Annotated in this window: 11 protein-coding genes; 4 read left to right on the top strand and 7 right to left on the bottom strand. The window is 73.2% G+C overall.

Annotation, left to right across the window (positions count from 1 at the left end; all coding sequences use genetic code 11):
* Positions 1–546: 546 nt before the first annotated feature.
* Positions 547–2,001, bottom strand: coding sequence for a sensor histidine kinase (locus OG381_RS35135; RefSeq protein WP_327720017.1), 1,455 nt, complete (start codon positions 1,999–2,001; stop codon positions 547–549).
* Positions 1,998–2,687, bottom strand: a complete 690-nt coding sequence (locus tag OG381_RS35140) for a response regulator transcription factor (RefSeq protein ID WP_327720018.1) — start codon at positions 2,685–2,687, stop codon at positions 1,998–2,000. Before OG381_RS35140 ends, OG381_RS35135 begins: the two co-directional genes overlap by 4 nt.
* A gap of 150 nt (positions 2,688–2,837) precedes the next feature.
* On the opposite strand from OG381_RS35140, the gene OG381_RS35145 reads away from it, so the two are divergent.
* From OG381_RS35145 to OG381_RS35160, 4 genes are all read left to right on the top strand, one after another.
* The gene (locus tag OG381_RS35145) at positions 2,838–4,178 is read left to right on the top strand and encodes a ferredoxin reductase family protein (RefSeq protein ID WP_327720019.1); all 1,341 of its coding nucleotides are present in this window, start codon (positions 2,838–2,840) and stop codon (positions 4,176–4,178) included.
* Between the two features lie 10 nt (positions 4,179–4,188).
* Positions 4,189–4,908, top strand: coding sequence for an FMN-binding protein (locus OG381_RS35150; RefSeq protein ID WP_327720020.1), 720 nt, complete (start codon positions 4,189–4,191; stop codon positions 4,906–4,908).
* A gap of 2 nt (positions 4,909–4,910) precedes the next feature.
* Positions 4,911–5,651 carry an FAD:protein FMN transferase gene (locus OG381_RS35155; protein WP_327720021.1) on the top strand — a complete coding sequence of 247 codons (741 nt, stop codon included), beginning with the start codon at positions 4,911–4,913 and terminating at the stop codon, positions 5,649–5,651.
* Positions 5,652–5,770: 119 nt separating this feature from the next.
* Positions 5,771–8,872 (top strand): ATP-binding protein, encoded by a 3,102-nt coding sequence (locus tag OG381_RS35160; protein ID WP_327720022.1) that lies wholly within the window; start codon positions 5,771–5,773, stop codon positions 8,870–8,872.
* Here the strand turns inward: OG381_RS35160 and OG381_RS35165 are convergent.
* The 5 genes from OG381_RS35165 to OG381_RS35185 form a co-directional block, all read right to left on the bottom strand.
* On the bottom strand, positions 8,862–10,079 hold the full coding sequence (locus OG381_RS35165) for a cytochrome P450 (RefSeq protein ID WP_327720023.1): 1,218 nt from the start codon (positions 10,077–10,079) through the stop codon (positions 8,862–8,864). The two genes, OG381_RS35160 and OG381_RS35165, sit on opposite strands and share 11 nt — an antisense overlap.
* Positions 10,080–10,192: 113 nt before the next feature.
* On the bottom strand, positions 10,193–12,238 hold the full coding sequence (locus OG381_RS35170; protein WP_327720024.1) for an ArnT family glycosyltransferase: 2,046 nt from the start codon (positions 12,236–12,238) through the stop codon (positions 10,193–10,195).
* 179 nt (positions 12,239–12,417) lie between these two features.
* A complete protein-coding gene (fxsT, locus tag OG381_RS35175) occupies positions 12,418–15,747 on the bottom strand; it encodes an FxSxx-COOH system tetratricopeptide repeat protein (protein ID WP_327720025.1) in 3,330 nt (1,109 codons plus the stop codon).
* Positions 15,744–17,045, bottom strand: coding sequence for a CHAT domain-containing protein (locus OG381_RS35180; protein ID WP_327720026.1), 1,302 nt, complete (start codon positions 17,043–17,045; stop codon positions 15,744–15,746). The genes fxsT and OG381_RS35180 overlap by 4 nt, the downstream gene beginning before the upstream one ends.
* Positions 17,035–19,371 carry a hypothetical protein gene (locus tag OG381_RS35185; protein WP_327720027.1) on the bottom strand — a complete coding sequence of 779 codons (2,337 nt, stop codon included), beginning with the start codon at positions 19,369–19,371 and terminating at the stop codon, positions 17,035–17,037. Before OG381_RS35185 ends, OG381_RS35180 begins: the two co-directional genes overlap by 11 nt.
* Positions 19,372–19,454: the final 83 nt, after the last annotated feature.

Genomic DNA, 19,454 nt, shown 5'->3' on the forward strand with positions numbered 1-19,454 from the left:
GCCGGTTCGATCGCGGGGGAGATCCGGCTCAACGTCTCACCCGCACGCAGGACTTCGGCCAGGTCACCGGAGCGCGCCACCGAGGCGAGAGCCGGTACCGGAGCGCCGGTCGAGCCGACCAGGTCCGGCCCGTCTGCCAGGAACCGGCTCGCGGTCAGGTGGAGTCGGCCGGGGACCGTTTCCCGCTCGTACGAGGGGCCGGGGCCGGGCGCGAGGTAGACGAGTACCGCGTCCGCGAAGTGCTCCACGCCCACCGCACAGAGTTCATGGACGACCTCCGCACGGTCCTCGGCGCGGGCGATGCGGCGAACTGCCGTGGCAAGCAAACGTTGGGGATCGGACCGCATCGCCTCTCCGCGCAGGTGACCACGGGGGTTGCCTCCCAGGGCACGGACTCCACAGCCCGGCGACTGCCATCCTGGGGGAGCCCGGAAGATCTGTCCAGCCGTTCATGGCGAGCCGGGCCTGCCAACTTGGCTTCCGCAAACGAGACTTGCCCGTCCGGTGACATTTCGTCGCCCGCGGGCCCGGCCGGGCCCGGTCCGTTCAGCCGCCCGCCGCCCCGCCTCCCAGCGGCAGCGACACCGTGAACACCGTCCGGCCCGGCTCGCTGCTCACCTCCACCGTGCCGCCGTGGGCCCATACGAGGGCGCGGGCCACGGCCAGACCCAGGCCACTGCCGCCGCGGTCGCGACTGCGGGCCTTGTCGACGCGGTAGAAGCGGTCGAAGACCTTCTCCTGGTCGGCGGGCGGGATACCGGGGCCCGCGTCCGTCACACGGACCAGGACCCGGGCGGAGTCGACCGTGACCGCCACCGACACCGGGGTGCCGGCCGGAGTGTGCACGGCCGCGTTGGTGAGGAGGTTGTCCAGGACCTGGCGGATGCGGTGCGGGTCCAGGCGCAGCATCAAGGACTGCGGGCCCTTGGTCAGCGTCAACGGGCGGTCCGGGTGTGCGGCGCGGAAGGCGTCGGCCGCGTCGTGGACCAGGTCCACCAGGTCCGTGTCCTTGGGCCGCAGCGGGGTGTCCACCTCCGCGGCGTCGAGCCGGGCGAGCATCAGCAGGTCGTCCAGCAGGACACCCATCCGGGCCGCCTCCGCGCGCAGCCTCGCCAGATGCCGGTCCCGCTCCTCGGGCTCGTTGGCGGCGGCGTACTGGAAGAGGTCCGCATAGCCCCGTACGGACATCAGAGGCGTACGGAGTTCGTGCGAGGCGTCCGCGACGAACCGGCGCAGCCGCTGCTCGGCCTCCGCGCGCACCGCGAGCGAGTCGTCGATGTGCTCCAGCATCGTGTTGAACGCGGTGCGCAGTTCCTCGACCTCCGGGCCGCCGCCCTTGCGGTCCGCGCGCAGCGGCAGCCGGGCCTCCGGGTCGCTGAGGTTGTGCGAGGAGATGCCGTGCGCGGTGTACGCCATGTCGCTCAGCGGTTTCAGGCCCTTGCGCAGCACCTTCCGCCCGAACAGCACCAGCGCCAGCAGCGCGAGGCCGAACGTGACGACCTGGATCGTGATCAGCTGCCCCACGGTCTCGTCGATCTCGTCCATGGGTGCCGCGCTGACCAGGACCACACCGGGCTCGACCTCACAGGCCCGCAGCCGGTAGTCGCCCGCGCCCCGGAGATGCGCGGTGCGCAGCAGCTCGCTGCCGGCGCCGGTCTGCGCCTGCGCCAGGGACGTGAAGTCGTCGACGTCCTCCGGCAGGTCGGTGGCGTCCTCGGGGGTACGGAGCCGGGCGGTGCCGTCCTTCACGTCGTACACGGCGTAGTACCAGCGCCAGTACTTCTTGCCCGCCAGCGAGCCGTGGTCCAGGATGCTCTTGGACTGGGCGACCTGGGCGATCTGGAGCTGCTCGTTGAGCTGGGCCGACAGATAGTCCCGCATGTACGTCGTCAGCGCGGTGCCCACGACGCCGAACACCAGCAGCGCCAGCACGCCGAGGCCGAGCGCCAGCCGGGTGCCGAGCCGGAGTCGGCGATACGCCTGACGGATCCGCCGGATCACCCGGCCGCCTGCCGGATCACATAGCCGAAGCCCCGGACGGTGTGGATGAGCGGATCACCCGTGTCGTCCAGCTTGCGGCGCAGTCGGCTCACGACCAGCTCGACGACGTTGGAACGGCCGCCGAAGCCGTACTCCCACACATGGTCGAGGATCTGCGCCTTGGTGAGCACGGTCGGTGACTTGCGCATGAGGTAGCGCAGCACCTCGTACTCGGTCGGGGTGAGGGTGAGCAGTTTGTCACCGCGGCGCACCTCGCGGGTGTCCTCGTCCATCGTCAGATCGGCCACCCGCAGCACCGACCGCTGGAAGCCGGGCCCCGCGGAGCGCCGCAGCACGGTCCGCAGCCGGGCCATCAGCTCCTCCACCGCGAACGGCTTCACCAGATAGTCGTCGCCGCCCCGGGTCAGCCCCGCCACCCGGTCGGCGACCGCGTCCCGGGCGGTGAGGAACACCACGGGCACCATCGTCCCCGAGCTGCGCAGCCGCTCCAGGACGCCGAAGCCGTCGATGTCGGGCAGCATGAGGTCGAGGACCACGATGTCCGGACGGAACGACGCGGCACGGCTCAGCGCCTCCTCCCCGGAGTTCGCCGTCACCGCGTCCCAGCCCTCGTAACGGGCGACGGTCGCCACGAGGTCGGCGATGGGCGGGTCGTCGTCCACGACGAGGAGGCGTACTTTTTCCACCCGTTCATAGTGCGTCACGCGGGCCCCGACTCCAGAGCCGATGCTCCCTCACGGCCACATCGATAACCACTTGAAAGTTGTACGACAGTAAATCGACAGGTCGCTCAAGCGAAGCTCGATTACCCAGGCCCCGATCAAGGAGCTCCGTCCGTGACGACGACCGTCAATCCGCCCACCGCGCCCCCCACGGCGATACGGCCCAAAGTGGTGGCCCGCACGGGCCTGTACGCCGTGATCGCCGCGAACGTGGCCGTGGTCGCCTTCTTCTTCGCCCAGGCCGGGTTCGCCTCCAACGCACTGATCGTGACCGGCCGGCTCGCCGGTCTCTACGGCGCCCTGTTCATGGCCTTCCAGCTGCTCCTGGTGGCCCGCCTGCCGTGGCTCGACCGCCGCATCGGCATGGACCGGCTGACCTCCTGGCACCGCTGGACCGGCTTCGGCATCCTGTGGACGCTCCTCGCGCACCTCGTCTTCATCGCCTTCGGCTACGCCGAGGGCACCGAGGTGGGCCCGGTCGGCACGGTCGTCGACCTCGCCGAGACCACCGAAGGCGTGCTGCGCGCGCTCACCGCCTTCGCGATCATCCTCGTCGTCGGCGGTGTCTCGGCCCGCTACGCCCGCCGCCGGCTGGCCTACGAGACCTGGCACTTCATCCACCTGTACACCTACGTCGCGGTGCTGCTGGCCTTCACCCACCAGGTCGCGGTCGGTACGACGTTCACCTCGTCGAACGCCGCGAAGACGTACTGGTACGGACTGTGGACCGTCGCCCTCGGCTCGGTGGTGCTGGGCCGGATGGTGCTGCCGCTGTGGCGCAACCTGCGCCACCAGTTCCGTATCCAGGCCGTCGTCCCCGAGTCCGACAACGTCGTCTCGATCTATGTCACCGGCCGTGACCTGGACAAGCTGCCCGCCCAGGCCGGCCAGTTCTTCCTGTGGCGCTTCCTGACCAAGGACCGCTGGTGGCAGGCGAACCCCTTCTCCCTGTCGGCGGCCCCCGACGGCCGCACCCTGCGCCTCACCGCGAAGGTCGCCGGTGACGGCACCGCCGCCCTGCGCCACCTGAAGCCCGGCACGCGCGTCTTCGCCGAGGGCCCCTACGGCGCCTTCACCGCGCTGCACCGCACCCGCCCCGAGGCCGTCCTCATCGCCGGCGGCGTCGGCGTCACCCCGATCCGGGCGCTCCTGGAGGAGCTGCAGGGGCACGCGGTCGTCATCTACCGCGTCGCCACCGACCGGGACGCCGTCCTCTACGAGGAGCTGCGAGAGCTGGCCCACGCCAAGGGCGCCGAGCTGCACCTGGTGACCGGCCCGCCGGTGCCCGACAAGCTGGCCCCGGCCGAGCTGCTCCGGCTGGTCCCCGACATCACCGACCGGGACGTCTTCCTGTGCGGCCCGCCCCCGATGATGAACGCCGTGCTCGGCAGTCTCCGTGAGCTGGACGTGCCCAAGGCGCAGACCCACTTCGAGCGCTTCAGCCTGGCGGGATGAGGAAGAGATCGTGAAGCGAGCCATACCTGTAGTCGTCCTCAGCATCGCGGGCCTGGTCCCCATCTGGCGCTACGAGCCGTCCATCGGCGGCAGCACGTCCACCACGGAGGCGGCCTCGACGCCGTCGGACTCCTCCTCGTCCTCGGGTTCGGGTGCGTCGTCGGGCACCGTCGTCAAGGGCACGACGGTCACCACCGAGAAGGGCCCTGTGCAGGTCCAGGTGACCTTCCAGGGCGACGAGATCACCGCCGTGAAGATGCTCCAGCAACCGAACCACCCGCAGACGACGGCCGCGGTGCCGAAGCTGATCGCGGAGACGCTGGAGGCGCAGAGCGCGGACATCGACACCGTGTCCGGTGCGACGATCACCACCGAGGGCTACAAGGAGTCCCTCCAGGCCGCGATCGACGCGAACGCCGAGGCGGCGGCCGCCTCGCCCTCGCCGTCCGCCTCGCCCTCCACCGCCTCGGCGGCGCGGACCGTCGACGGCCCGGCGGTGAACACCGAGAAGGGCACCGTGCAGGTGCAGGTGGCCTTCGAGGGCGACGAGATCTCCGCGGTGAAGATGCTCCAGCAACCGAACCACCCGCAGACGACGGCCGCGGTGCCGAAGCTGATCGCGGAGACGCTGGAGGCGCAGAGCGCGGACATCGACACCGTGTCCGGTGCGACGATCACCAGCGACGGCTACAAGGAGTCCCTCCAGGCCGCGATCGACGCGAAGGGCTGACCATGCACAGGGTCGAACATGTCATGGGGTTCCCGGTCTCGCTGCGGGTCGACGACGCGCATATCGGCGAGGAGACCGCGGACGCCGTCTTCGCGTGGCTGCGCGAGGTCGACGCCCGGTTCAGCCCGTTCAAGCCCGACAGCGAGGTGTCGCGGCTGGGCCGGGGCGAGCTGGCCGAAGGAGCGGTGAGCGCGGATCTGCGGACCGTGCTCGACCTGTGCGAGCACTACCGGGTCGCGACGGCCGGCGCGTTCGACATACGGCTGCCGGGCCGGGGCCTCGACCCCTGCGCGGTGGTCAAGGGCTGGTCGGTGCAGCGCGCCGCCGAGCTCCTGACGGCGGCCGGCGCCCGGCGCTTCGTCCTCAACGCCGGCGGTGACGTGGTCGCCGCCGGCGGGCCCTGGCGGGTGGGCGTACGCCACCCCGAGCACGCCGACCGGCTGTGCACGGTCCTGGAGCTCACGGACGGCGCGGTCGCCACCTCCGCCCGCTACGAACGCGGCGACCACATCCTCGACGGCCGCACCGGCCGACCGGCCACGGGCCTGCTCAGCCTCACGGTGGTGGCCGACACCCTGACCGAGGCCGACTCGGTCGCCACGGCCGCCTTCGCCATGGGCGCGGAGGGCGTCGACTGGGCGGCGGGGCTCCCGGGTTGCGAGGTCTTCGCGGTGGACGCCGAGCGCCGGGTACTGCGGACGCCGGGGTTCCCCACGGCACGGGAGCGCTCGACGGCGGCATGAGAACGTGCCGAAACCGGGTGCGGGGCGGGCGGGTTCGGTCCGCCAGCCTCGGTCCTCCCGGTGACTGCTCGTGGTCCCGACCAGGGGCGGTCGTGCGATCGGCTGACTAACCTGGCGCGGTGACCATCGAGTTGACGTTGCTGACGACCGTGGCCCATCAGGGGCGGGAGATCACCGCGCCCCGGCTGCGGGGGCTGCTCGCGCTGCTGGCGGGGGAGTTGCGCACGGGGTGCGGTGCCGGGCGGCTCATGGCGGGGCTGTGGCCGGAGGAGCAACCGGAGAACCCCGCGAAGGCGCTGCAGATCCTGGTCTCCCGGGCCCGGCGGCAGCTCGGCACCGAGGCCATCGCCGGCACCCCCACCGGATACCGGCTCACCCTGCGCGAGGACCAGGTCGACGCCTGTGCCGTCCTCCTGCACACCGCGGCCGCCACCGAGAAGTCCCGCGCCCAGGACCACGCGGGCGCCCTCGCCGAGGCCGAGGCCGGACTCGCGCTCTGGGACGGCGCCGAGGCGCCCGACGAGGAGGCCGTTCCCGGCGACCCCCTGGGCGCGCTGCGCGCCGAACGGGCCGCCGCCCACCACACCCTCGTCCGCTCCCGGGCCCTCGCCCTGGCCCGCACCGGCCGCCGCGAGGAAGCCGTCGGACCGCTGACCGCCCTGGCCGCCGCCCACCCGCGCGACGAGGAACTCCTCTTGGAGCTGATGCGCTGCCAGACGGCCACCGCGGGCGCCCCGGACGCGCTCGCGACGTACGACCGCCACCGCCGACGCCTGCGCGACGAACTCGGCACCGACCCCGGCCCAGCCCTCCAGGAACTCCACCAGGAACTGCTGCGCGGCGAGGCACCCGTCGTGCGGCGCGGCGTACCGCACGAGCCGAACCCGCTGCTCGGCCGGGACGCCGACGTCGCCGAGGTGACCCGGCTGCTGCACGGCTCCCGGGTCACCTCCGTCGTCGGCCCCGGCGGCCTCGGCAAGACCCGCCTCGCGAGCGCCGTCGCCCGCGACGCCGAGCAGCGGATCGTGCACCTGGTGCCGCTCGCCGGCGTCCGGGAGGACTGCGACGTCGCCGCCGAGGTGGCCTCCGCACTGGACGCCGCCGGGCCCGACCCGGTCACCGCCGTGGTCGGAGCCCTCGGTACCGGACCCGCACTGCTCGTCCTGGACAACTGCGAACAGGTGGTGCGCGGCGTCGCCGACCTCGTGCAGACCCTCGTGTCACGCACCCGGGACCTGCGGATCCTCACCACCAGCCGGGCCCCGCTCGGGCTGTCCTCGGAGACCGTCCACCCGCTGCCCGAGCTGGACCCGGCCACCACCGTCGAGCTGTTCACGCAGCGCGCCCGCGCCGCCCGCCCCGGCGTCGACCTGCCCGCCGACGCCGTGGCCACCCTGTGCCGCCGCCTCGACGGGCTGCCGCTCGCCGTCGAACTCGCCGCCGCCCGGGTCCGGGTGATGTCGGTCGCGGAGATAGCCCGGCGTCTGGAGGACCGGTTCAGGCTGCTGCGGGGCGGGCCCCGGGACGCCCCGCAACGCCACCGCACCCTGCACGCCGTGGTCGACTGGAGCTGGAACCTCCTGGAGGAACCGGCACAGGCGGCGCTGCGTGCCCTGTCCGTCTTCCCGGCCGGGTTCACGGCCGAGGCGGCCGGTCAACTCGTCGACGACGCCTGGGAGTTCCTGGAGGACCTCGTCGACCAGTCCCTGCTGAAGGTCACCGACACACCGTACGGTGCGCGCTTCAGCATGCTGGAGACCGTCCGCGAGTTCGCCGCCGTGGACCGGGAGGACACGGTCACCGACCGATTCCTGCACTGGGCACGGGAGTTCGGCGCCACGCACCACGACGCCCCCTTCGGCACCGACCCGTTCGCCTCCTGGCAGCTGATCCGCGCCGAGCAGGACAACCTCGTCCAGGCGCTGCGGCTCGCGCTCGCCCGCGAGGACCTCGCCACCGTCGCCACGGTCACCGCCGTCCTCGGCGCCCTGTGGAGCACGGAGACCAACTTCCTGCGGATGATCACCCTCCTGGAGGACACCGCCCGGCCCCTGTCCCACTACCGGCCCACCGCCGAGTACGTCGAACCCACCCGCACCGCGGCCACGCTGCTGACCGCCAACCTGTTCCTGGGCGTCGGACCGGGCGCCGTACGCACCCTGGTCACCCTGCGCCGGCTGCCGCCCGCCGAACCGGACACGATGGTGCGGGCCATCGCGACGGTGCTGCGCGCCTTCCCGCACGTGCTCGCGGACCACGAGGAGCTGGACGCTCTGTGCCACAGCGACAAGCCGCTGCTCGCGGGCGTCGCCAACTACGTCGCCAGCTATGTGTGGGAGAGCGAGCACCGGCCGGACCTCGCCCTGGCCGCCGCCCGCCGCATGGTCGAGGCGCTCGGCGACGGGGACATCCCGGTGCTGCGGATCTGGCCCGCCTCCCGGCTCGCCGAACTCTGTCTCCGGACCGAGCGCGGCGGCGAGGCGCTGGTGCACATGCGGGCCGCGCTGGACGCCCTGGAGAGCCTCGGCGAGTGGAGCGACACCATCGGCATGCGGTGGGGTCTGATGCTCGCCAACCTCCAGACCGGCGACCTCGACGCGGCCGAGCACTGGCTGGAGGAGGCGCTGCGGCACGAGCCGGAGTCCACCGCCCTGGACGCCCTCACCCCCGACCTGGGCGCCCGCGCCGAGATGGCGCTGGCCCGCGGCGACGTCGAGACCGGGCTCGGGCTGTGGCGCCGGGCCGTGGAGCGACTGGAACACGCGGCGAGCCCCGCCCCCGGCGAGGAACTCGTCATCCAGGGCTGGGTGCTGGAGCTCCAGTGCGCCGCCGTCATCGCCCACGCCCGGCACGGCCGCACTCACCTCGTCGCGCCCCTCGCCGCCGCGCTGCCCGACCGCCTCACCGCCCTGCTGACCCGCCCGGCGGCCACCCCGCGGTATGTGACCGTCGACTTCCCGGTGTGCGGCGCCCTGCTGCTCGCCCTGGGCACGATCGCCCTGGCCGACGGCGACGGCGCGCGCGGGGCCCGGCTGACCGCCCTCGCCGAACGCTTCCGGGTGCTGCGCAACTTCCAGCCCACGATGTCCTCGGCACTCGCCCGCGAGGCCGCCCGGAACGCCGATATGACGGCTTACGAGGACGCGGTGGCCACCTATGCCGCCCTGGACCCGCGGGGGCTTAGGGAGGCCGCTCTGGGGCTGGTGCGGGTCACAGTCTGACCGGCAGGCCGAGCAGGTGGAAGCCGTCGCCGGGCCAGTGCCCGAACGGTACGTCGGCGCGGTCCACCGCCAACTCCGGCGCCGCCGAACGCCGTACGACGAGCTGCTCCAGCACCACGCCGGTCACCAGCCGGCCGAGGGCCGCGCCGATGCAGTAGTGCGGGCCGTGGCCGAAGGCCAGATGGCCGTCGCCGCGGCCGAACTCCCGGGACACGTCGAGGCGTTCGGGGTGGTCGTAGGCGCCCGGGTCGTGGTCGGCGGCGAACAGGGCGACCGTCACCGCCTCGCCCTTCCTCAGCCGGGTCCCGGCGAACACGAACTCCTCGGTGGCGTAGAGCGTGGCGCCCATGCGGACCAGCGTGACGTGGCGCAGCAGCTCGGGCACCGCCCGGCCGAGCAACTCCGGCTTGGAGCGCAGCAGTTGCAGCTGCTCGGGGTGGTCGAGTAGGGCGAGGACGGCGTGGGCGAGGAAGAGGGCGGGCGGGGTGATACCGGTGTTGATGAGCAGGAAGAAGACGGTGACGATCTCGTCGTCGGTCATGCCGCCGTCCGCCAGCAGCGCCGACACCAGGTCGTCGGCGGGCTCGGCGCGGCGCCGCGCCACCAGGTCCTTCGTGTACGCGACGATCCCGCCGAGCCCGTCCAGGACGCCGCTGCCGTCGCCGTACGCGAAGTCCCGGATCCAGCCGCACACCCTGTCCCGGTCGGCCGCGTCCACGCCGACCAGCTCGCAGATCAGGGCCGTGCTGAGCGGATAGGCGAACTCGCCCAGCAGATCGGCCCGTTCGCGTCCGGCGAGGGCGTCGGCCAGCTCCTGTGCGGTCTTCTCCACGAAGGGGCGCAGCGCGGCCACCCGGCGGGCGGTGAAGGCGCGGGTGAGCGGAGTACGGCGACGGGTGTGCTCGTCGCCGTCGAAGAGGGCCAGGTGTCCGGAGAGGTACGGCACGTACTCCTCGGGGAGGCCCTCCAGGCCCGATGCCAGCAACTCCGCCTGCGGATCCGGCATGTCGGAGTCGGTGACCGTCGACCGGTCCCGGACCAGGCGGGGTTCGGTGAGTGCGGCCGTCACGTCCTTGTGTCGGGTGACGAGCCGTACCGGCGTGCTCAGGCCGGGCAGGACGACATGGCCGAGCCCGGGGCGGGAGCGGAGGTCCGCGTAGGCGCCGAGGGGGTTCTGGACGAGGTCGGGTGTGAGGTGGAGGGTCATGGCGGGGAGTGTGCGGTGGGCCGCCTTCAGCGTGGTTTCAGCGCGGTTTCAGGGCGTACGAGGGACGGGCCACCGGCAGGGGAGTCCGGTGGCCCGTCCGGCGGGGAGGGTGGTCAGCCGACGTCGGAGGCGTCCAGGCGGTACAGGCCGCTGTAGTCGGAGACCGCCGTGCCGTTCTTCTTGACCCAGGTGGAGATCTCGGTGTTCGAGGAGCCCTGGCCGCTGTCGCCGATCACGATGTAGTGCAGCTTGCCCGCCTTCACCAGGCTCTTGAGCTTGGCGAGCGTCATCGCGTCGTCGCTGCCGGACCAGCCGCCCATCGAGATGACCGGCTCACCGGACTCCAGGATGATCGAGGAGGCCGTCTGGTCGGTGGCCACCGCGACCAGCCAGGTGGCACCGTCCTGGTGCTTCTTCAGATACGTGATCATCGCGGACGAGACCTGGGTGCCGCCGCCCATGCCGCCGGCGGACCCACCGCTCCGGGACGCGCCGTCGGACTCGGTGCCACCGCTTTCCGTGCCGGGCGTCGGCTGCCCCGCGGACTGCCCGTCCGAACCGCTCTGGCTGGTGCTGCCGTCAGGGCCGCCGCTGGGACGCTGCCCGCCGCCCATGCCGCCGGCACCCATGCCGCCACCGGTGCTCGGGCCCGCCGTCGGGTTGGTGCCGTTCGTGCTGGAAGCGGCCGCCGACACCGAGTACGCCGCGGGACCGGCCAGCAGGGCGACCACGGCCGCCAGCGCCGCGAGCCCGGTCAGCCGCTGCCGGCCGGTGAACCGACCCAGCAGCAGCCCGATCACCGCGACCGCGCCGGCCACGCCCGCCACGACCTCCGCCACCGTGTACAGCGTCCCGGACCCCGACACCCGCTGGAGCAGCACGACCGCCCACACCGTGCTCACCGCGATCGCCCCCGGCAGCACCCAGCCCCACTTCGCCGCCGAACCCTCCACGAAGGCCCGGTACAGCTGCACTGCGCCGATACCGGCCAGCGCCGCGACACCGGGTGCCATGGCGGTGACGTAGTACGGGTGGAAGGTGCCCTCGGCGAGCGCGAACGTCAGATAGTGCAGGACGAACCAGCCGCCCCACAGCAGCAGCGCCGCCCGCTCGGCGTCGGTCCGCGGCGCCCGGCCCCGCAGCACCAGCCCGCCGACGAGGGCGATCAGCGCGAACGGGATCAGCCAGGAGATCTGGCCGCCCATGATGCCGTTGAACAACCGGTACAGGCCCGCCTCGCCGCCGAAGCTCGCCCCGTTGCCCTGCGAGCCCACCGACGAACTCGCCCCGAAGATCCGGCCGAAGCCGTTGTAGCCGATGACGAGGTCCCAGACCGTGTTGTCCGTGGAGCCACCGATGTAGGGGCGGGAGGAGGCGGGGATGAGATCGACGACCACCATCCACCACGCCGAACTGGCCACCAGGGCGACCGTGCCGACGGCGAGATTGCGGACACGGCGGACCAGCGGCGCGTTCGTGGCCCACAGATGGACCAGGAAGAACGCCGGTAGCACCACGTACGCCTGCATCATCTTCGTGTTGAACGCGAAACCGATCGCGACCCCGGACCACACCAGCGGCATCAGCCGGCCCGTGCGCACGGCCCGCATCAGGGCGGCCGCGCCGAGCAGCATCAGGAAGACGAGGACCGGGTCCGGGTTGGTGTCCCGGTTGATGGCGACGGTGATCGGGGTCAGCGTCAGGGCCAGCGCGGCGATCGTCGCCGCCACCGCGCCGAAGTCCCGCTTCACCATGCGGTACAGCAGAGCCACCGACCCGGTGCCGAGCGCCACCATCGGGAGTGCCAGCTGCCAGGTGCCGTAACCGAGGACGCGGGCCGAGATCCCCATCACCCACAGGGCGAACGGCGGTTTGTCGACGGTGATGAAGCTGCCGGAGTCCAACGCGCCGAAGAAGAAGGCCTTCCAGCTCTTGGTGCCGGAGTAGACGGCCGCGTTGTAGAAGGTGTTGCCGGTGACCGAGGCCAGGTTCCAGGCGTACAGGGCCGTGGCCAGCACCAGGATCGCCCACAGGGCGGGCCGGGCCCAGCGGGGGTCCTCGGGGGCGCCGGTGAACAGCCTGCCCACACGGCCGCGCGCGGCGGGCGGCTCGGCCCGGTGCCGGGCCTCCTGGACGGGCGGCGGGGCGAGAGTCGTCATGACGCGTACTCCAGGTGGTCCGGGGCGAGGAGCGGGGCGGGCGCCCTGGCAGTGACGATCGGGGCGGTGTCTGGGGGAACCCTGAGCCCTCGCTGAGGGAGGAATGAGAATCAGCGGACTCACAGGTGGCTCAAAGAAGGCCCACGCCCGAGCCCAAGGCCCGGCTCCGGAACGGCGGTTCAGATGGGCTGCGGTTCGAAGTCGGAGTCCGGCGGGTCGTCGGCCGCCGTCGTCAGCGCCCGCGTGCACGCCAGCAGCAGCGGATGCCCCTCGTCCACGACCTGCCGGGCCCGCCGCAGGGTGTCCTCGCGCAGCGCGGCGGCCTCCTCCTGCCGGCCCGAGAGATGGCGCACCGCCGCCACGTTCAGGGCACAGCCCAAGGACCAGGGGTGGTCGTCGCCCACCGCCGTCCGCATCCCGCGCAGGGCCTGCTCGATCAGGCTCCGGGCGTCGTCGTGGTTGCCCAGACGCCAGTACACCAGCCCCAGATTGCCCAGCACGCCCAGCGTGTTCGGATGGTCGTCACCGAGCAGGTGCCGGTAGTCCTCGCAGACCTGGAGCGTGAGGTCGGCGGACTCGACCGGGTCACCGTGGGAGCGCAGGAAGGACGCGCGGTCCGACTGGATCATCAACGTCATCGGGTGCCGGGCGCCCTGCAACTGGCGGCACTGCTCCACGAGACCGCGCAGCAGGTCACCGGCGCTCTCGTAGTCGCCCGAACGACGCAGGCACAGAGCCTGGTTGTGCAGGGCCAGCAAGGTCTGGGTGTGGTACTCGCCCATGGTCTCGCGGTGCAGCCGGGTGTTGGCGTCCTGGAGCGCGGCGGCCTCCTGATGGCGTCCCAGGAGCCTGAGCGAACGGGCGTAGGTGAGACCGGTGAGCAGGGTCAGCCGATGGTTGCGGGGCAGCAACCGCTCCCGCAGGGCCAGCAGTTCGCGGTGGACGGCGGCCGCCTCCAGATAGCGGCCCAGCAGCCCGAGGGCCACCCCGAGATTGTGCAGCGACCCCTGGGTGTGCGGCGCCTCCGGCCCCTCCAGGGCGTCGTACGCGCGCCACACCCGGTCGCAGAGCTGGTGCGCCTCCTCGAACAGGCCCAGCGCCATCAAGGTCCCGCCGAGTCCGACCTGCGCCCGCAGCAGCTCCGCGTCGTCGGGCGCCCGCTCGTACTCCAGCTGCTCCACGACGGCCCGTCCGACGGCCTCCGCCTCCCGGTAACGCCCGCAGCGCCGCAGCATGTTGGCGTGCTGGTGGACCAGCACCAGCATCGACGGATGGGTCGGCGGCAGCCGCACCCGCCAGCGCGCCAGCACCTGTTCGCACAGCGTGAGCCCGGTGCTCTCCTCGTCCCGCAGCCGCAGGTACTCGATGCAGTTCAGGACGAGTTCGCGCACCGAGTCCTCGGCGCTCTCCAGCGCCCCGGACGGATACAGATGCGGCAGCAGTCCGGCGTACGTCGGCCAGGCGCGCACGTCCGAGGGGCGCTGCGGATCGGCCGAGACCAGCACCCGGCAGGCGACCGCGGACAGTTCGTCCCGGTCGGCGGGGGAGAGCGTACGGCGCAGGAAGCGGTGGTAGAGGCGGTGCATCTCCACGCTGTCGACATAGGTCTCGCCGTCCGAGGTCTGCACGAAGTCCCGGCGCACGGCGGTGGACTCGGCCAGCCGGGCCAGCGCGTTCTGCCAGCGCACCGGGTCCGCGGCCAGCTCCGCCAGATGGGGCGGCAGGTCGCCGGGGCGGGCGTGCTGGAGCTGGCGCACCGGGATCGAGCCGGGCGAGAACATGGCGAACAGACGTAGCAGTTCCGTCGTCTTGGGGTTGTCCTGCTCCAGGGAGTCGAGGGTGATGGCCCAGCTGGTCCGGAAGCCGATCGGGTAGTCGGAGGAGACCTGGATGCCGATGACGTCCGCGTCGGCCCCGCGCAGCCGGGCGATGTAGTCGGCGGCCGGCACCGGGCTGTTGGCCTCCAGCCAGGCCGCGGTCTGCCCGAGCAGCAGCGGGAAGTCCTCGACCGCCTCGGCGAGTTGGTCGGCCTCCTCCTCGGTGAGCCGCTCCACGTGCCGGCGGGCGTAGCTGATGCTCTCCGCCCGGGTGAACCGGTCCACCTGGATCTCCGCGACCCCGCCCGAGGCCGCCCAGCCACGGGTGAGGGTGGTGATCGCGACATGGCCGCCGCTCTCCGGGAGCAGGTCGTCGACCTGTTCCATGTCGTCGGCGCTGTCCACGATGAGCAGCCAGCGCCGGCGACCGGTGCGCAGGGCCTCCCGCACCGCGCGCACCCGCTCGCCCAGCGCCCGGGCGTCGGTGAGCTGGAGCCGGTCGGCGAGGTCGGCGAACTGCTGGCGGGCGGTGGCCCGGAAGCTCGCGCTGATCCACCAGACCACGTCGTACTCGTTGGCGAACCGGTGCGCGTACTCGATCACGATCTGACTCTTGCCCACCCCCGAGATCCCGCGCAGCGCCACCCGCGCCCCGGCCGGACCGCCGCTCTCGAACAGGGCGCGCAGCTCCTCCAGGACCGGATCGCGGCCCGTGAAGCGGAAGTTGCGGCGCGGCACGTTCCACACGGCGGGCGGCGCGTCCGGGAAACGCGGCGCGACGGGTACGTCCTCCTCGGTGTCCGGCTCGGTGTGCTCCAGACCGAGCGCGGCCAGCAGCCGGCGCAGCGCCTCCGCCGGGTCCAGGTCCCTGAGCGCGGGCGGGCCCAGTACGGCGGCCGCGGCGGGCAGGGCACGGGTGGACAGGTCGACCGCCGCGAACCGGTCGGGACGCGGCGCGACCACGTCGGCCAGCGCCCCGGCCCACTCGGCCTCGGTGCGGTGGCCGAGCCGCAGATACCCCTCGTCCAGGAGCAGCAGAACGCGGCCCGGGGCACCGAGCAGCTCGCTCAGCAGGGAGTTGAGCGGTACCCCGGGGGGCGGGTCCCAGCGCAGCAGGTCGGTACGGCAGCCGTGCCGCTCCAGCTGGTGCGCGGCCCAGGTGGCCCAGGCACGGTGGGTGCCCGCGTAGCTGATGGTGACGTGGTCGGGGGACCAGGAGTCGGAGGGGCGGGGTGCGGGGAGCGTGCCGGGGCGGGGGGAGCCGGGGAGGGCGGCGGGGCGGCCGTTCGCCGAGGGCACCACGATCTGTCCCGGCCCCGTGGGGACCGTCTCGGCGACGATCTCGCTGGGCAGCTCGACCGTACGGACCGGCACTCCCCAGCGGTTGGTGATGGTCAGCCAGATCGTGCCGGGCCCGGGCGTGCCGTCGGCGGTCACCACGAATCGCGCCGGGCCGTAGGTGCCGCCGAAGCGGTGCAGGACGACGCTGGGCTCGCTCAGCGCCTCGCACACGAAGTGAGGGGCGCCGTCCAGGGCCACCCCGAAGTCGAACTCCTCCTCTTCGTAAGGCCAGTCCTCGTCCCCCGTCGGCCCGTTGAGGTCGACGGTGACGAGATAGCTCTGCCCGGCCTGCGCCGTGCGGGGCCAGCCGACCAGGGGCTCGACCAGCAGGGAGGAGGCGTCGCCGGTCATGCCCTCACCTCCTGGGCGCGCACCCGCAGCCGGAGCGTGGTGAGCGGATGTCCGAAGTAGAGGAACATGAAGCTGTAGAGAACCAGCAGGATCTCCTGCTGCCGTTCGGTGTAGGCGCGGCTGCCGACGTCGAGCCACGACAGCGGGTCGGGTAATCGGGCCACGGCACTGGCCCGGAACTCGCGCAGGGCACGGGCGACGGGCAGGTCCGGGTCGGCGCACACCCGGCCCACCAGTTCCTTGATCAGCAGATGGGCGATGTCGTCGCCGACCTTCCCGGACGTGGCGATACAGCCGCCGGCCCCCTTGCGCAGGAACAGCTCGGCGAAGCCCCGCAGGGCGTTCTCCCCGCGCCCACGGTTGTCGAACAGGCGCCCGGACTCACAGGCGTTGAGGCAGACCAGGGTGGACCCGTCCCGGAGCGCGGGCATGGCCTGCCGGTTGAGGTCGCTCCAGCTGACGGAGGCGATCCTGACCTCGTGGGCACGGGCGCCGTACTCGGCGTGGCACCCCATGTACACGAGGCCGGCGCCGAGGTCGGGCCGGGTGAGTTCGGTGAGGAAGGTTCGCGGGGTGCCGATGTGCGCGCGGTGCACGTACTCCTCGAACACCTCGACGTCCCGTCTCATCTGCTCGGCGTAGTAGCCCAGGACATGGCCCGAGCAGGACGCCGGGGTCCCGAAGGGGGTGGTTCCGGCCTCCCGGACGGTGGTCCAGCGCACCACGGTCACCAGGGCGCCCAGGATCCCGGAGACCAGCCCGTGCTCCTGGTCGCCCGTCAGATGCAGCAGCTCCCAGGGGATGTCGTAGTCCGTGTCGTCCCAGACCACGAGCTGCAGTTCCGCACCGTGCCGGGCCCGCAGCACATTGATCCAGCGGACCAGGGGTTCCTGGCCCTGGGACCATTCGGCCAGCCCCAGGAGGATCTCGCTCGGCGGCATCGAGCTGCCCGGCCGCAGGTTGTGCAGCACCAGGTCGTCCGGGCGCAGCCGGGTGTACTCGGAGTCGAGGCGGCTCTCCAGCTCACCGCTGTGCCCGGTCAGCCAGAACGCGTCCTGCCCTGGCTCGCCGTAGGCCCGCTGCACCGAGAGCTTCGCGAACCCGGCGGGCAGCCGGGCGTCCGGATCGACGGGTGCGGCGGGCAGCCGTACGGCTTCAGGGGGCTCGGCCACATGCTCCGGTACGGCGGCGGGGCGCGGCGCGACCAGCGGCTCGGGCGCCGGCGGCCGGGCGGGCATGCCGGGCCCCAGCGGGATCGCCCCGCCGAGACCGCGGGGGCCGGACGGTTCAGCGGACACCGGTCACCCCCCGCGCGGTGCGTCCGGCGACGGTCACTCCGCCGAGCGCGTCGGCGAGCAGGAACGTCAGGTCCGGGTACGGCTGTCGGGCGGCGTCCACGACCACGGAGTGCAGCCGCATCCGCCCCATCGCGCCGATCCGGCCGGCCGCCGAGAGCGCGTCCTCGATGCCGGTACGGCGCACCGGGCCGGGCAGCCGGTCGCCCGTGCCGGTGTCGAGCGGAACGTTGCCCCGACCGTCGGAGACGACCACCAGCCACGCCTCGACGAGGTTGGAGCGCTGCTGGAACGCGCGGCGCAGCAACTGGTCGGTCATCGCCAGCCCGTGGGCGAGGGGACTGCTGCGCCCGGCGGGGCGGTGCAGGGCGCGGCCGACGCGGGGGTCGAGGACGCTGCGGGCCACGAAGTGGTCGGCCTTCAGCTCGTGTGCCGCGTCCCGGTTGCCGACCTCGACCACGCAGATGGAGGCCCGTCCGGTGTACGCCCATTGCAGATACGGGGCGAGGGCGGGCTGCCAGTCCCAGCCGCGGCGGCAGGTGTGGTCGAGCAGCAGCACCAGCATGCGTTCCGCGACGGGGAGCCGGGCGTAGCTGCGGAAGTCGCCCGGCAGCACCACGAGACGGCCGTCGCCGTCCGTGCGCAGGGCGCGGCGGCCGGGGAGGTTCTGGTGCTTGGCGGCCTCGATGGCGGTGGCGACGAAGGCGAGGTCGCGCAGGGTGGTGGCCGACCGTACGCCGATCACGGGACCGCGCGCCGAACTGGGCTCCGGGCGTCGCTGCCAGGGGATTCGCAGCGGGGCGAACTCCCGCAGGAACCGGGCGTCGTCCTCGGGGAAGGGGGAGCCGACGCCGTCTCCGGTATCGGCGGCGAAGGTGTCCAGGGCCTCGGCGGGTCCGGCGGGCACGGCGACGGCGGCGCCGGGTATCCGGTCCGCGGGACCGTCGTCGGCGACCGGGTCCGGCTTCGCGGGTTCGGGCACGGGCCGCCGCTCGCCGTCGGCGTCGTGGGTGACGGGACCGCGGTCGGCGGGCAGCCCGGAGCCGGGCGGTACGGGGGGCCGCGCGGCGACGCCGATGAGCCGGGCGGCCTCGTCGACCCGCTCGGTCCCACAGCTGTCGTCACCCCCGAACACGGCCAATGCCCGCGCCAGCCGCGCCAGCCCCAGGGCCCGTCGGCTGCCCCGGTCCCCGTCGAACAACGCCACGACCCGAGCGGCGGCCTCCTCGTCGATCGCACACCCCACCCGCCGCCCCGCCACCAGCACACCCCGCCACGCCTCGGGAAGCTCGCCGAGAACGAGGCCGCGCTGGAGGCTGCCGAGAGGGCCGCCGGGGTCATCGGGGGCGAGGTGAGAGAACGGGGTGCCGGGGCTCGGAGAGCGCTCCCGGGTGTAGAGGGAGCCGGGTTCGCCGTGTCGGGGTGGTGAGGGCGGGGCGTCGGGGTCGCCGGGGCTCGGCGTGGGCTCCTGGGTGTCGAGGGCGTCCCGTTCGCCGCCCCCTCGGGGGGAGTGCGGGGCGTCCGGCGGGCCCGGCTCGTGGGGCTCCGGAGTGCCGGGGCCGAGCGGGGAGGCGGCGCTTGGATCTTGTCGTCCGAGGCTCGGCGCGGGGGCCGGGGTGGGACGCTGGGGGAGTCCGGCGCGTTCGGGTCCGTCGGATGTGGCCTGTACGTCGGAGACGGAGCCGGAGAGGGCGTCGGGGGCCTGTCGGGGGTCGACGCGTGGCGTGGTCGAGCCGCTCGGTCCACGGCTCTGTCGCGGTCGGTCCCGTACGTCGAGCAGTAGGTCCGGTTCCAGTCCCGCCGCGTTGAGGCGGATCGGGAAGCGGTCCAGGAGATGGGGGGAGAGGCGACCCACTTCCGACTCACGGCACGCGGCGAGCCAGCGGGCCCGGGGGCGCCAGCGGGCGCGGAAGCCGGAGCGCTCGACCGCGGCGACGTCGGCACCCAGCAGCTGTACCGCGGCCCGCATGCCGGGCAGGCTCAGCCGGACCAGATCGGGGACCACGACCAGCGTCGACGCCTCCGGGTCGATGTCGACCAACGGGCCCGGGGCGAGCGAGAAGTTGATCCCGGCGCCCTCGTGCCGCAGCGTGGGCCGCAGCCACAGCTCGTCGTCCCCGGTGACCGAGCCGAGCATCGCCCGCCGCACCGGCCGCCCGTTCCGCAACCCGAGAACCCGAGCGAACGCGTCCGTCACCGGCGCCACCATCTCCGGCTCCAGATCGAACAGCAGCACCCCGTCCAGCCCGGGCCCCAACGCGGAACACGCCAGCACCTGCAACAGCCGCTGCCGCGGCCCGGCCACCCGCCCGTTCATCTCCGCCGTCATCGCGGCCCTCCGCCCCGGCCGCCCGCCGACCAGGAGTGCACCGGCATCCGCGGGAGTCGCGCACACGCCCCGACCGCCCGCCG

The sequence above is a fragment of the Streptomyces sp. NBC_00490 genome, assembly GCF_036013645.1.
Lineage (GTDB): Bacteria > Actinomycetota > Actinomycetes > Streptomycetales > Streptomycetaceae > Streptomyces > Streptomyces canus_F.

Coding starts and splice junctions, on each gene's coding strand:
- OG381_RS35155 (WP_327720021.1), top strand. CDS start 4,911: ATGCACAGGGTCGAACATGTCATGGGGTTCCCGGTCTCGCTGCGGGTC.
- OG381_RS35165 (WP_327720023.1), bottom strand. CDS start 10,079: ATGACCCTCCACCTCACACCCGACCTCGTCCAGAACCCCCTCGGCGCC.
- OG381_RS35170 (WP_327720024.1), bottom strand. CDS start 12,238: ATGACGACTCTCGCCCCGCCGCCCGTCCAGGAGGCCCGGCACCGGGCC.
- fxsT (WP_327720025.1), bottom strand. CDS start 15,747: ATGACCGGCGACGCCTCCTCCCTGCTGGTCGAGCCCCTGGTCGGCTGG.
- OG381_RS35185 (WP_327720027.1), bottom strand. CDS start 19,371: ATGACGGCGGAGATGAACGGGCGGGTGGCCGGGCCGCGGCAGCGGCTG.